A 13,681-nucleotide genomic window follows, 5' to 3' on the forward strand; every position below is an offset into this window, starting at 1 on the left:
CCATATGGACTTTGCCCACCTCTTCTGGTAATTCGCACCCTTAATCGCCGGACTCAGGGTCCGCGCGAAGCAATACGCTGTTTCCGTTGATGTGACCTCCATCGGCGGAAGGACCAACCCTAACAACCAAAGGAACGGGATAAACGTGCAGGTACTAGTCCGCGACAACAACGTTGACCAGGCGCTCCGCGCTCTCAAGAAGAAGCTGCAGCGCGAAGGTGTCTTCCGCGAAATGAAGATGCACGATTTCTTCGAAAAGCCGTCTGAGAAGCGCGCACGCGAGAAGGCCGAGGCTGTTCGCCGCGTCCGCAAGCTGGCACGCAAGAAGATGCAGCGCGAAGGCCTGCTGCCGGCTGCTCGCGGCCGTTGATCGGCCCCGTTTTAGACGTTTTCCTGTGAAATGAGGGCGGGGGCGAAAGGAATCGCCGCCGCTCTTTTGATATGAAACACCAACTTGCGCTGTCTGGGGCCTGATGCGGCGCAGGCAGCGGCCGGATGATGCGCCTCATGACGAAAACCTCCGTGCTGACGACCGCCTCCAACACCGACCGCAAGCATAGCCTCGCGTCTGCGGTGGCCCTGCTCGCCGCCCTGACTCTGGCAGGCTGCGCGACGACGACGGAAACGACCGATGTCATCCGCCTCGATCGCGCTCAGGGCTCCAATGAAAACATTGCGTCCCTGACCGCCGTCATCCAGGCCAATCCGCGCGCTCCGGAAGGTTACAATGTGCGCGGTTCGGCCTATGGCCGCGCCGGTCAGTTCAAGCCGGCGCTTGACGATTTCAACACCGCGCTGCAGATCAATCCGCAATTCTTCCAGGCCTATGCCAACCGCGCGCTGGTTTACCGCAACATGGGCAAGCCGGTCGAAGCGGCCGCCGACTACAATGCGGCGCTGAAGATCAACCCGAACTACGACGTCGCCTATATCGGTCGCGGCAACATCTATCGCCAGGCCGGCCGTATCGACGAAGCCTTCGGCGACTTCAACCGCGCCATCCAGCTCGACACCACCGATGGCCGCGCCTACCACAATCGCGGCCTGATCTACCAGCTGCGCGGAGACCACGCCAAGGCGATCGACGACTTCTCGAAGGCCATCTCGCTCTCGTCGCGCGCACCGGAGCCGTATAATGGCCGTGGCGTCTCCTATATCGCGCTGAACGACGATGAAAACGCCTTTGCCGATTTCAATCTGGCAATCGAGCTGAACAACAGCATCGCCGAAAGCTGGGCGAACCAGGCGCTCGTCTACGAACGCCGCGGCGACAAGGCACGGGCTGCCAAGTCCTACAGCCATGCGCTGCGCCTCGACCCGAAATATGAGCCGGCCAAGCAGGGTCTTGCCCGCACACGCGGCACCACCTGAAGCCTGGACGAGGCAAGGATATGAGAACGGCGGGGAGACCCGCCGTTTTTTTATGGCCGCGCGTCTCGTTCCAGGCATTCGCGCAAAGAAAAAGACGGCCCGTTTCCGGACCGCCTCTCACAGTTCAGAGATTCTGCGAGGTTCAGCGCATCATGAAGACGCCGGCGACAGACAGAACGATCCAGATGAACAGACCGCCGAGCAGACCAGCGCCTGCGAAGAATCCGGCAGCCATGGCAATCATCAGAGCGATCAGGAGCGCGGTGCCATACTTGGCGCCGGCAATGAAAAGGTCATAGGTCTTTTCGTGCTCCTTGTAGTCCATCGTGGCACCGGTTTCGACCGGACCGGAATGATGTTCGCTCATGTTCGATCTCCCAATTTTCAGGACTGCGGCACCCACGGCAGAATCACACCGGACACGGCTGCGGGCAAAATTTCATCTTTTTCCCGCATACACAAACGCCAGCGGGAGTGCAATCGCATCTGCGGCCTTGCGTCAATAATCCCGTCCGGCGACGGCGCCTGAAATCTTGCCGGCTGCCACAAGCCGCGCCGAGGGGAGGATCGTCAGGGGTGTCGTGGGCAAAGCCCTCTCCCCACGCCCGAACATCATGCGCCGCTCGTAGACGCCCGAGTCGAAAAACGGGTAGCGCTTCAAAAGCTTCTCCCCCGTCGTATGGGTGTTCGTCGCCATGAGGGTGAGCTCCCGCCCATACACTTCCGTCATCCGCCGCTCGACGACGGTCTCAGCATAAAAGACGCGTTTGTAGAAGGCCGCGTGGGCCGGTCGCACGGGTTGGAGGACCCGGTCGGCCTTGAAATAGGCAGCAGCAACGATGCTCGGTCTGAGCGTGATATAGGGAAGAACGGACACCTCGGATGCAAAAGCGGGATCGACCGCAAAGCGCGCAGGGTCGATGAGTGTCAGCCCCGCATCCAGATAGGCTTCCATGACATCGGGAAACACCTGGGCTGACTGCGAGAGCGGATGCTCCGGGGTCACGTGATGGAGCCTGATCGTGCTGACCAGCTCTTCGAAATAGTAGATCCCGAAAACATAGGCATGCGGATCGAAATCGGCCGCGTCGATCATGCTCGGCGCCGCGCGCGGGATCATGTCGGCTGCCTTGTAGGTCTTGTAGCGGAGCTGCTCGATCTCCTCGAAATCCTCGTGAGCCTCGATCCGCCGGTACTCGATGAAATCGAGATGACGCATCAGTCGTTCCGAAAAGCCTTCAGCTTCCATGCCAGACGCTCGCTACGGTTACCGCCGATACTTTTGGGTATCACGCAGTGCGCCGCTTCGCGCCCCTAGATATTAATAATTGATTAAAGTCTTCGCAATTAAGGTTAACGGTGACGTCCGGGACCGATTGCGGATGACGAGCAGCAGTCTGTGCAGCATTTCAGGATCTTCCGCAGGTGTTGGACGGGTCTTGTTTCCGATGCGCCGAACTGTGGCGCCCTACCCGTCAAGCCCGGTGATTTCCGCTATCTCGGCAAGCGACTCCACGGCCTGCGGCGCGATCGGCATCGAAAAAACATATCCCTGCACCAGGTCCGCGCAGTCATGTTTCCTGATCAGCGACAGCTGCTCACGCGTCTCCACGCCCTCAACGACAATCCCGATGTCGAGGCCCCGTGTGAGCGCGACAATGCCGCGCAACAGTTTCAGCCGCCGCGGGTCCTGTCCGATATCACGGACGAAGGAGCGATCGATCTTCACAACATCGACCGGAAGCGTATCCAGGTAGCTGAGGCTTGAGAACCCCGTTCCGAAATCATCGATCGAGATCGTGATACCAAGGCTGCGCAAGCGATCGAGGACCGCACGCGCTTCGGACAATTCTTCGATCAGGCTGCTCTCGGTGACTTCAAGATGCAGACGCTGTGGTGCAAGCCCCGTCTCCCTCAGGATTGCCTCGACCGTGTCTGACAGGTCTTCGTGGCGAAGGTCATGGACGGACAGATTGACCGAGACGCCGATGGTTTCAGGCCAGCTGCGACAGTCGATGCAAGCCTTGCGCAGCACCTGTTGCGTGATGGACGAGACAATGCCCATCTCTTCGGCGATCTGAATGAAGATATTGGGCGGGATAGCCCCCTTCTCGGCATGATGCCAGCGAGCCAGCGCCTCGCAACAAACGAGGCCACGGCCGTCGGGCGTGAACATCGGCTGATAGACGACGGTGATGCCGTGATCATCGACGGCCGCACGCAGATCCGCCTTTAAACGTTGCCGTTCCAGATGGCGCGCATCCATCTCCTCTTCGAAGAGTGTGAACTGGCCGCGGCTGCGCGCCTTTGACTCGAAGAGCGCGATATCGAGCTTGACCGGCCACTCCTCCAGCTTCGGCTCCGCGCTCTCAAGCAGCACGCCGCCGGCCGAGAAGACGACCGGTATCTGAGCTCCATCCACCTTGTAGCGGCTGCATGCCGCGAGATGCAGCTGTCGCATCTCGTTGCCGAGATCTTCGGATTGCTCCGCATTCGGGAAGAAGAGAATGAAGTGATCGCCGACTAGCCGCCCCACCACGGCCTTGCCGGCTGCGAGTTCCGTGAGCCGAGTCGCAATTGCCGAGAGCAGCCTGTCGCCGGCGAGATGACCCTTGAGATCGTTCACATGCTTGAAGTCGGCAACATCGAGAATCATCAGGCCGATCGTGGCACCGACGGCATCGGCCTGTTCCAGGCGTTCGCGCACGATCTGGCTGAAATAGGCCCGTTGCGGCAGTCCCGTCAGGCTATCGTAGCGGGCCATATGCAGGATCTTGCGGTCCGCATGCACGCGCGCAGTGACGTCCTCGAATATCAGGACGACGCCACCCTCATCCCGCCGCCGCGCCGAGAACTCCAGCACCAGATCCTCCGAGAAATGCATCACGGCGCGGTTTGAGATCCCCAGTGTCAGCTGCGAGAGCTGCTTCTGCAGGAGGCGGGGCATGGCACCCTCGACGAAGGTGTGACGCACGCCGTAGCGCAGCACGACATCGAGATCGCAGCCCGTCAGCCGCCGGCGATCTCCGAGATTGAGCAGCTCGCAAGCCTTGCGATTGACCACTTCGATCCTGTTGTCCGGATCGAGCATCAGAAGTCCATGCGTCATGTTGCTGAGCGCCGTGTCGAAACGATCGGCAATCTTCGCCATTTCCCGGGATGCTATGACGTTTTCATAGAGAAAGTCGCGCACCCCGTTCGCCATTGCCCGCGTGGTCAACCAGAAAGGGACCAACAAAAGCGACAGAAGCGACTTGTAGACATCCTGCGACAGCAAACTCCCGATCACCATAGGCGCACAGCAGGCCAGCGTCTGCAGATCCACCGCCAGCCGCGAACCATAATTGCGACCGACAATGGAGACCATTGTCGCCATGGCAACCGAGATGCAGGCAAGTTCTGCAAACGTACCCTGGAACGCCAGCAAGGCGTAGCCACTGCCGATACCCAGGATCGCCATCGTCGCTGCGCCACCCAACACGTAGCGCCGTTCCCATGCGGCGATCTGCGCACGGCTGAGCGCCAGCTTGTCCACGCGGTCAAAAACAAAGAAGGAGCGCAGACGAAAGGCAAAGATCAGGACGAAACAGCCGCAGAGCAGCAGATAGAAAGTTGCGCCGGTTTCCACGAAGACCGTCAGGAAGGTCAGGATATGGATCACCATGCCGGTGAACAGCGTGAAGCGGTTGTCGAACAGAGAGCTTACAAACGACAGGTAGACATCCGTGGGCACGTTACGGTCGCGCCCCTTGTCGGCCCCCATGACTTGCCCTCCCGGCGTGGTTGGACGGAAAACCTCAGCTGTCAAAAAACGTCTCTTCCCATCCCAATGGCCGGCTCCCGGCAGAAAAACCTGTCCTGAAACGTCACAGTAAAAATCACGAAACGTAGCCAAGGCTAAAATGCACTGCTTCGAAGCGGGACGCAAACGCGTACGTCACAAGCCGTTAAGTCCCGCATAGGGAAAATGTTCAAATGCAACGGGACTGCCAGGCGCCCCTCCCGTACCGATGCGGCACACCTGGACCTGCAAGCGCAAGAAAGTTCAACTTTCGTCGGGTGCCCGACAAGCACTGGCCTGTCCGGTTGCGCCCGGTTTGCCATTGCTCTAAGCACGAAAAGACAAGGGGAGAACAAATACAATGACAATTCTGTTGGCTATTTCCCGGCTGATCGACGCGATCAACGGGGCCATCGGGCGCTGGGTTTCCTGGCTGCTTCTGGCCGCCGTCTTGATCAGCGCCGGCAATGCCGTCATACGCAAGCTCTTCGACATTTCTTCGAACGCCTGGCTGGAGTTGCAATGGTACCTCTACGGCACCGTCTTCATGCTCGCCGCCGCCTATGCCCTGCTTCGCAATGAGCATATCCGCATCGACATCCTGTCGAGCGGATGGAAGAGGCGGACACGGGACTGGATCGACCTGATCCTCCACATCATCTTCCTTGTGCCCTTTTCCGCTTTGATGGCCTATCTGGCATGGCCCTGGTTCTGGCTGTCCTTCCGGTCGGGCGAGATGTCATCGAGCGCCGGCGGCCTGGTCATCTGGCCAGCCAAGGCCGTTGTCCTTCTCGGCTTCCTCCTGCTGACCGCCCAGGCCTTTTCCGAAATCATCAAGCGCGCTGCCGTGCTGATGGGCCGGATCAGCGACCCGAACATGGCGCCGCCAGTGACCGAAGGCTCGGAGGCCTGACATGATCGACATTATCGCACACAATCTCGCGCCGATCATGTTCACCAGCGTCATGCTGTTGCTGCTGCTCGGCTATCCCGTCGCCTTCACGCTCGCCGCCGGTGGATTGATCTACTTCGTGCTCGGCGTCGAACTCTCGGTCTTCTCTTCCGAGATCCGCCTCTTCTGGCCCCTTCTGCAATCCCATCCCGAGCGCATCTACGGGATCATGTACAACGACACCCTGCTGTCGATCCCGTTCTTCACGCTGATGGGCATCATTCTCGAACGGTCACGCATGGCCGAAGATCTGCTCGACACGATCGGCCAGCTGTTCGGCCCCGTGCGCGGCGGCCTTGCCTATGCGGTCATTCTCGTCGGCGCGCTCCTCGGAGCAACCACGGGCGTCGTCGCCGCCTCGGTCATGGCCATGGGCCTGATCTCGCTGCCGATCATGCTGCGCTACAAATACAACGGCCCGCTCGTTTCGGGCACGATTGCAGCCTCCGGCACCCTCGCCCAGATCGTCCCGCCCTCGCTCGTCCTGATCGTCATGGCCGACCAGCTCGGCCGCTCGGTCGGCGACATGTATGTCGGCGCGCTCTATCCGGCCCTGATGATCATCGCCGCCTACTGCGCCTACATCTTCGCCGTGACGCTGATCAAACCGGAATGGGCACCGGCGCTTCCCAAGGAAGCCCGCACCCTGGGTGACGGCGTCACCTCGCTTTTCGTGATGATCGCAGTCGGCGCCGGCCTCTATTTCCTTGGCTATCACATTCTCTTCACCGGCATTCCCAGCGCAGAATGGCAGCTCGTTGCCGCACTCGCCTTCGGTGTCACATCCGTCTACGTCTTTGCCCTGATCAACCGCGGCATGAACCTGAACATGATCTCCCGGCTGGCACAGCAGGTGATCATCGTCATGGTGCCGCCGCTGGCGCTGATCTTCCTGGTTCTCGGCACCATCTTCCTCGGCATTGCAACGCCGACCGAAGGCGGCGCGATGGGAGCGACCGGGGCCCTGATCATCGCCACCGCCAAGGGACGCCTGACCCTTGGTATTCTGAAGAACGCGCTGGACGCCACCACGCGTCTCTCCGCCTTCGTCATGATGATCCTGATCGGCGCCCGCGTCTTCGGTCTGACCTTTTACGGCATCAACGGCAATGTCTGGATCGAAGATCTGATGCTCGCCCTGCCGGGTGGCGAATACGGCTTCCTGATCGTGGTGACGATCATCGTCTTCATCCTCGGCTGCTTCCTCGATTTCTTCGAAATCGCCTTCATCATGGTGCCGCTTCTGGTGCCGGTCGCGCAGAGTCACGGGATCGACCTTGTCTGGTTCGGCATCATTCTCGGCATCAATCTGCAGACCTCCTTCCTGACACCGCCTTTCGGTTTCTCGCTCTTCTACCTGCGCTCTGTCGCTCCCGAAGGACAATGGAAGGACCAGGTGACGGGACAGGTGCGGGCCGGCATCAAGACCGGAGACATCTACAAGGGGGTTCTTCCCTTCATCGTCATCCAGTTCCTGGCGATCGTCATTGTCATCGCCTTCCCGGGCATTGTGATGCATTACAAGGGCGATGCCGTGGTGCGAGATCCGAGCACGATCCAGATCACCATTCCGCAGCCGACAGGCGGAGGTGGCATCACAATGCCGGACTTCGGCCTCCCGCCGCTCGGCAGCGACAGTCAGGCACCCGCGGGCGCGACGGGTCAGCAGCCGTCATTCGGCCTGCCGCCCCTCGACCTTGGCCAGCCGCCGGCGGTCGAGCCACCGGCTGGGGCAACACCGGCGCCAGCACCGTCGATGGACCTGAGCCAACCACCTGTCATCCAGTAGGCTGCAGCACCAATCGGCTGCACCACGACCGAACTTCAAAACCCCGGCCTCAGCGCCGGGGTTTTCTTTCGCCGAAACTCGGCACAAAAAAAGCCCCGGTCACGAGGACCGGGGCTATAGAAATCAGAAGTTCAGCGACGTCTCAGAGCTTGTTGGCGCGCTGCTGCATCATCATGAAGGTGTCGAACGTGTAGTCAGGCAGCTGCATCCAGAGATATGCGTCCTTCTTGAACGCCAGCTGACTGTCATAGATCTTCTTGAAGCCAGCATTGGAGCCGTTGATCTCTTCATAAGTCGAGAGCGCAGCTTCGTAGCAGGCGGTCAGGATTTCCTGGCTGAACGGACGCAGGACAGCGCCGGAGCCGACCAGTTCCTTGACAGCGACCGGGTTCTTCACGTCGTACTTTGCAAGCATGTTGGCGTTCGCAAAGGCACAGGCATCCTGCAGGATCGCCTGGTAGTGGGGCGGAAGGCTGTTCCACTTTTCCAGGTTGACCATGGCGTGCAGGGCAGCACCACCTTCCCACCAGCCGGGATAGTAGTAGTACTGCGCGACCTTGAAGAAGCCGAGCTTCTGGTCGTCATAAGGACCGACCCATTCGGTGGCGTCGATCGTGCCCTTTTCAAGCGCCGGATAGATATCGCCGCCTGCGATCTGCTGCGGCACGACGCCGAGCTTTTCCATGACCTTGCCGGCGAAGCCGCCGATACGCATCTTCAGACCCTTGAGGTCGTCGAGTGTATTGATCTCCTTGCGGAACCAGCCACCCATCTGCGCGCCGGTATTGCCGGCAGGCAGGCCGTAGAGACCCTGGGTCGCGAAGAACTCGTTCATTAGCTCATTGCCGCCGCCCTGATAGAACCAGGCGTTCTGCAAGCGGGCATTGAGACCGAAGGGAACAGCTGTCGCCAGGGCATAGGTCGGATCCTTGCCCCAGTAATAGTAGTTGGCGGTATGCGACATCTCGACGGTGCCGGCAGCGACCGCGTCGTTGGCCTGCAGACCGGGCACGATTTCGCCACCAGAGAAGACCTGGATTTCGAAATTGCCGTTGCTGGCAGCCTTGACGTGATCCGCAACGTCATTTGCGGCACCGAAAATGGTATCCAGCGCCTTCGGGAAAGACGAGGTCAGGCGCCACGTGACCTTTGGATTTTCCTGCGCGATGGCGGGCGCGGCGAGAACGGCGGACGCAGCAGCGCCTGCACCGGCAACCCCAGCCTTCTTGATGAATGAACGACGATCCATAAATTACCTCCCAGTTTGTTGCCCCACCGGCGGGCATCGTCGGCCCCTCCCGGCAGCGATGCGCGAGCTAACCATTTTAGCCAAGGCCTTTCAAGCGCTTGGGTCCTATTCTTTTGGGTGAGAAGACAGCATGTTGGAACTGCGAAGTCAGACCCACAGCCATGTTAGCGCGAACATGCAAACCCGGTAACATGAGCACGACCGGCGTTTATCGCGACAGGCGTCTTTACGGACCGAGCCTACCGCCACTCAAGATTGCATACGCGAACAATTGCCACCTGATCCGGACGCGTCAGCACACCGTCAAATCGCACCGTGTTTGAGGTCAAGGCGCTGGCCGACAATGACATTCAGTGCCGCTTGCTCCTGGCTCGGCCGTCGGAAGCCATGCCGAAGATGAAGACTGCTCCGCTCAGGGCAGCATCAGCAGGGCAAGGTCTGCGCCGGGCGCATCTGAGGCTTCGTAGGAAAAATGTCGACCGCGCACGAGCGTCAGCAGCGTCGCGCCATTGGCGTCGGAAATGCTTACACTTCCATCCTCGTTTTGCGTCCAGTTGCTCGCCCGCGCCAGACCAGGCCAGACCTCATCGCAATCCGGGGGCGCGAAGAAATCCCGGCTTCGGCTCGTCAATGCAGCCCCACGCTCCACCAGACACACCGTCTTGAGCGTAAAGTTTGACACCGAGAAAATGGCCGGCGGAGACGCCGAATGCACGTACATCGACAGCGCAACGGGTCGACCCGTCGCGAGAGCATCGGGAATGGTCCCAAGAACGATCGGATCTGCCGCGTCCCTAGCGATCTGCTGCGGCGCAGACCAGAAGGTGATCCCGACGGCAGAAATACACGCACACGACAATGCCGTCGCCACAATGACGAAAGAGGACTTCATCGGAGCATCCTTCAGCGCGAAACCTCATGATCGCCGCAGGATGCGACATCAAGCTTGCGGAAGGCTGGCCACCGAATCAGTGCATCGGGACAGGCGTCTCGGGAACCGGGGTCAGCGGGCGACCGCTGTCGAACCAGGCAATCACGTTGTCGGCCACGAGATCCGCCATGGCATCGCGCGTCGGCATCGAAGCCGAGGCGACATGCGGCAGAAGCGAGACGTTCGGCAGGTCGATGAGCGCCTGCGGCACATGTGGCTCCGCAGCGAATACATCGAGACCGGCAGCTGCGATCGTACCGTTCCGCAGCGCCTCGATCAGGGCGGGCTGATCCACGGTCGAGCCGCGACCGACATTGATCAGGACGCCGCTTGATCCCAGCGCCGTCAAGACCTCGGCATTGATCGCTCCGTTCGTCTGAGGGGTCGATGGGACGATCGAGATCAGGATGTCGACCGCCTTGGCCAGTCCGATCAGGCTGTCATGATAGGCATAGGACACGTCTTCGCGCGGGCGACGGGTATGGTAGGCGAGATCGACCTTGAACGGGGCGAGCCTGGCGGCGATCTCCATTCCGATGCGACCGAGGCCGTGAAGACCGACCTTGCGCCCTTTCAGGGACAGGGGCGAGAGCGGGAAAGCCCCTTCCCGCTCCCAACGCCCCTCACGCAGATAGTGCTCGGCCCGATAGAATTGGCGCACTGTGTTGAGAAGCAGTGCGATCGTGGTGTCTGCCACCTCGTCGTTGAGCACGTCGGGCGTATGCGTCACGACAATACCCCGAGCCGCAGCCGCACCCACATCGACGCCGTCATAGCCGACCCCGAAACTGCCGATCACCTCGAGCTTCGGCAGACGTTCGATCAGGGAAGCAGGGAAGCGCCCTGAGACGGCTGCACCGCGTACGCGCGCCAATTGCTCGGTCGTGGCTTCCGTCGCAGATGCGTCAGTGACGTCCAGAACATCGAAACGTTCTGCCAGACGGGCGCGCACACGGGGATGGATGCGACCGGGGATCAACACGAGGGTACGATCGGACATGACTGTCTCCTGACAATAATAAAATGATGAGGCGGCCGGACGCGAGAGACGGCCGAGGTTCAGCGGCGGATCGGAGCCGTTGACTGACGGATTCGCATCTCGGGCTTGATCAGATGGATGCCGTCGGGCTCGTGGCTGCCGGCAAGTTTATCGAGCAAGGCACGCGCGGCAAGCCGTCCGACCTCCGCCTGCCCGTTCCAAACCGTTGTCAACGACGGCGTTGCGATCGAAGCTTCCTCCAGGTCGTCATAGCCGGTGACGGAAATATCCTGTCCTGGGATCAGTCCCGCGCGCGCGATGCCATTCATCAACCCGATCGCGACCAGGTCGTTCCAGCAGACGGCCGCCGTCGGTTTCTGCGGCAAGGACAGGAAGTTGACTGCCGCCTCGAAGCCACCCTGCTTGGTTCTCGGCCCGGGAATACGCAGCCCCGGATCGACTTCAATCTCCGCCTTGCGCAACGCATTTACATAACCCTGATAGCGGTCTCGCCCTGTCGACGTCTGGTCCGTGCCGCCGATCATGGCAATCGACCGATGGCCAAGGCCGATCAGATGGTTGGTCGCCAGGGAAATGCCATAGGTGTCGTCGCCGCGATAGATTGGCACATCGAGCCCATCCATCGAACGCGCGACGAAGATCGCCGGCATATTGTTGTTCTCGGCCAGCAATACGTCTTCCGGCGGTGTGCCGATGGCCGGCGACATGATCACGCCGTCGCCGCCGAGCTGCAGCAGCGTCTCGATGAACATGCGCTGCTTGTCGACGCTGTCGTAGTGATTGGAGAGAATGAAAGTATGACGGCTGCGGTCGAGCTCGGTCTCGATGGCTTTCAGGATTTCCCCGTAGAACGGGTTCATGATGTCATGCACGACAACACCGATGATTCCGGAACGCGAGGTGCGAAGGCTGGCAGCACGGCGGTTGTAGATATAGCCGAGCGCGCGCGCCTGATCCTTGATCTTTTCACGGGTATCGGCTGCAACCAGCGGGCTGTCGCGCAGGGCAAGCGATATGGTGGCAGTGGAAAGACCGAGCGTTTCCGCAATGGTCGAAAGCTTTACCTTTTGTGCCACGTTTCCTCCCTCGCAGCAGGCCGGCGGGCATTCGAGCCCTTAAACGATTTAATTAAACAATTTAATCCGGGATATCAATCGTCGTCGTCGGCGGTATCGGAGGATCTGGCCGCGGCTTGGCCTGAGAGATTGTCATCGATCACCGACAGCAGCTTCACCAGCGTCTTCAACTCTTTACCCGAGAGGCCCTGGACTGCCTGCGCTTCGCAGGACTGCATGGCTTCCTCGATGCGCGCGACGCTGCCACGCCCCTCGTCGGTGAGATAGACCTTGGTGAGCCGTCCGTCGCGGTCGTCGGTGCGGCGCTGGACGAAGCCCTGCGCTTCCATCCGCCCGATCGTGCGTGTCATGGTCGGCGCCTTGACCCCGAGCTGCTGCGCGAGCGCACCCGGCGTTTGACCATCTTCCTGGGCAAGCAGCTGGACCACCCCATCCTGCCCCGGATAGAGGCCGCTCTGGGCCAAGCCATGCGAGAGCCGCGTGCGAAGAGCCCGTGCGACCTGGGTCACGGCAGCGCTCAGCACGCCGGATCCCGGTGGGTTTTTCTTCTTGGGTTTCTTCTTTTCGCCGCGGTCCTTGTCGGCCTTGTCCTTTTTCGCCATGACTCTCCCCGGTGGACACGCGCTGCAACCCTCGCTTTATCCCGCTGCGATGGCTGGTTGCCATGCATAACGAAGATCAGGAGCTTAGACCAGATGGTGAAACCGGCGTCGTCCTTTGAGCAGAACGATCCGGCCCTTGCGCCCAGGGACCGCGCGGACTGGATTGCCGTGCTGCCGCTCGGCGCCCATGAACAGCATGGCCCGCACCTTCCCTTCGAGACCGACACGATCATTGCCTCGGGCATTGCAAGACGCCTGGCAGATACCCTCCCCGGGCATCTTCCGGTGACCATCCTGCCGGTGGAACCGGTCGGCTACTCCGTCGAACACATGGATGTCCAAGGCACGCGCACACTCACCTATGACGAAGCCATCGGGCGCTGGCTCGGCATCGCCGAGAACCTGAACCGCCGGGGTATCCGCAAGCTCGTGCTGCTCAACGCCCATGGCGGCAACTCACCGCTGCTGACCATCGTGGCGACCGAAGCCCGTGTGAGGTTCAACATGCTGGTCGTCGCCACCAGCTGGACCCGCTTCGGTGTTCCAGCCGGCTGGATGCGGCCGGAGGACAAGGCGATCGACATCCATGGCGGCGATATCGAAACATCCGTCATGCTGGCGCTCGCCCCGGACCGGGTCGACAAGGCAAAGGCCCGCCCCTTCCCCTCCCGCCAGTCGGAGTTTGCCACCCGCTACAAACACCTGCGCGCCTATGGCCCGCATGCCTTCGGCTGGAAGATGTCGGACCTCAACCAGGACGGCGTCGCCGGCAACGCGGCGGCCGCAACGGCAGAGCGAGGGGAGATGTTGATTGCTCATGCTCTTGAGGGACTGCTGGAGCTCCTGGACGACGTGAACAGGTTCGACATCTCCGACCTCGACACACCTTGACGAAAGCCTTTGAACTGGCGAAGCGGAACGCCTATATGG

Annotated in this window: 13 protein-coding genes; 5 read left to right on the forward strand and 8 right to left on the reverse strand. The window is 60.7% G+C overall.

Annotation, left to right across the window (positions count from 1 at the left end; all coding sequences use genetic code 11):
* The first annotated feature begins 145 nt into the window (after nt 1-145).
* Both rpsU and QTL56_RS09605 read left to right on the forward strand, forming a co-directional pair.
* The gene (gene rpsU / locus QTL56_RS09600) at nt 146-370 is read left to right on the forward strand and encodes a 30S ribosomal protein S21 (protein ID WP_062280187.1); all 225 of its coding nucleotides are present in this window, start codon (nt 146-148) and stop codon (nt 368-370) included.
* 137 nt (nt 371-507) lie between these two features.
* Nucleotides 508-1,371: a tetratricopeptide repeat protein gene (locus QTL56_RS09605; RefSeq protein ID WP_245136039.1), complete on the forward strand. Its 864-nt coding sequence runs from the start codon at nt 508-510 to the stop codon at nt 1,369-1,371.
* Between the two features lie 142 nt (nt 1,372-1,513).
* On the opposite strand, the gene QTL56_RS09610 is transcribed toward QTL56_RS09605, so the two are convergent.
* The 3 genes from QTL56_RS09610 to QTL56_RS09620 form a co-directional block, all read right to left on the reverse strand.
* Nucleotides 1,514-1,738, reverse strand: coding sequence for an aa3-type cytochrome c oxidase subunit IV (locus QTL56_RS09610; protein WP_229574595.1), 225 nt, complete (start codon nt 1,736-1,738; stop codon nt 1,514-1,516).
* Between the two features lie 132 nt (nt 1,739-1,870).
* Entirely contained in the window at nt 1,871-2,590 is a 720-nt protein-coding gene (locus tag QTL56_RS09615) for an N-acyl amino acid synthase FeeM domain-containing protein (RefSeq protein ID WP_245136037.1), read from the reverse strand.
* Nucleotides 2,591-2,839: 249 nt separating this feature from the next.
* Nucleotides 2,840-5,134, reverse strand: a complete 2,295-nt coding sequence (locus QTL56_RS09620) for a putative bifunctional diguanylate cyclase/phosphodiesterase (protein ID WP_245136035.1) — start codon at nt 5,132-5,134, stop codon at nt 2,840-2,842.
* Between the two features lie 379 nt (nt 5,135-5,513).
* On the opposite strand from QTL56_RS09620, the gene QTL56_RS09625 reads away from it, so the two are divergent.
* Both QTL56_RS09625 and QTL56_RS09630 read left to right on the forward strand, forming a co-directional pair.
* Nucleotides 5,514-6,065, forward strand: a complete 552-nt coding sequence (locus QTL56_RS09625; protein WP_229574598.1) for a TRAP transporter small permease subunit — start codon at nt 5,514-5,516, stop codon at nt 6,063-6,065.
* Between the two features lies 1 nt (nt 6,066).
* The gene (locus QTL56_RS09630) at nt 6,067-7,893 is read left to right on the forward strand and encodes a TRAP transporter large permease (RefSeq protein ID WP_245136033.1); all 1,827 of its coding nucleotides are present in this window, start codon (nt 6,067-6,069) and stop codon (nt 7,891-7,893) included.
* A 142-nt stretch (nt 7,894-8,035) separates the two neighbouring features.
* Here the strand turns inward: QTL56_RS09630 and QTL56_RS09635 are convergent, their stop codons facing one another.
* The 5 genes from QTL56_RS09635 to QTL56_RS09655 all read right to left on the reverse strand — a co-directional run bounded on the left by QTL56_RS09635 (nt 8,036) and on the right by QTL56_RS09655 (nt 12,751).
* Entirely contained in the window at nt 8,036-9,142 is a 1,107-nt protein-coding gene (locus QTL56_RS09635) for a TRAP transporter substrate-binding protein (RefSeq protein WP_229574600.1), read from the reverse strand.
* A 412-nt stretch (nt 9,143-9,554) separates the two neighbouring features.
* The gene (locus tag QTL56_RS09640) at nt 9,555-10,034 is read right to left on the reverse strand and encodes a hypothetical protein (protein WP_229574601.1); all 480 of its coding nucleotides are present in this window, start codon (nt 10,032-10,034) and stop codon (nt 9,555-9,557) included.
* 76 nt (nt 10,035-10,110) lie between these two features.
* On the reverse strand, nt 10,111-11,073 hold the full coding sequence (locus QTL56_RS09645; RefSeq protein WP_245136032.1) for a 2-hydroxyacid dehydrogenase: 963 nt from the start codon (nt 11,071-11,073) through the stop codon (nt 10,111-10,113).
* A gap of 59 nt (nt 11,074-11,132) precedes the next feature.
* Nucleotides 11,133-12,149 (reverse strand): LacI family DNA-binding transcriptional regulator, encoded by a 1,017-nt coding sequence (locus QTL56_RS09650; RefSeq protein WP_229574603.1) that lies wholly within the window; start codon nt 12,147-12,149, stop codon nt 11,133-11,135.
* Between the two features lie 74 nt (nt 12,150-12,223).
* The gene (locus tag QTL56_RS09655) at nt 12,224-12,751 is read right to left on the reverse strand and encodes a MarR family winged helix-turn-helix transcriptional regulator (protein WP_229574604.1); all 528 of its coding nucleotides are present in this window, start codon (nt 12,749-12,751) and stop codon (nt 12,224-12,226) included.
* Between the two features lie 93 nt (nt 12,752-12,844).
* On the opposite strand from QTL56_RS09655, the gene QTL56_RS09660 reads away from it, so the two are divergent.
* Entirely contained in the window at nt 12,845-13,642 is a 798-nt protein-coding gene (locus QTL56_RS09660; RefSeq protein WP_245136029.1) for a creatininase family protein, read from the forward strand.
* Nucleotides 13,643-13,681: the final 39 nt, after the last annotated feature.

This window comes from Peteryoungia algae (assembly GCF_030369675.1).
In the GTDB taxonomy this organism is placed as follows: domain Bacteria; phylum Pseudomonadota; class Alphaproteobacteria; order Rhizobiales; family Rhizobiaceae; genus Allorhizobium; species Allorhizobium algae.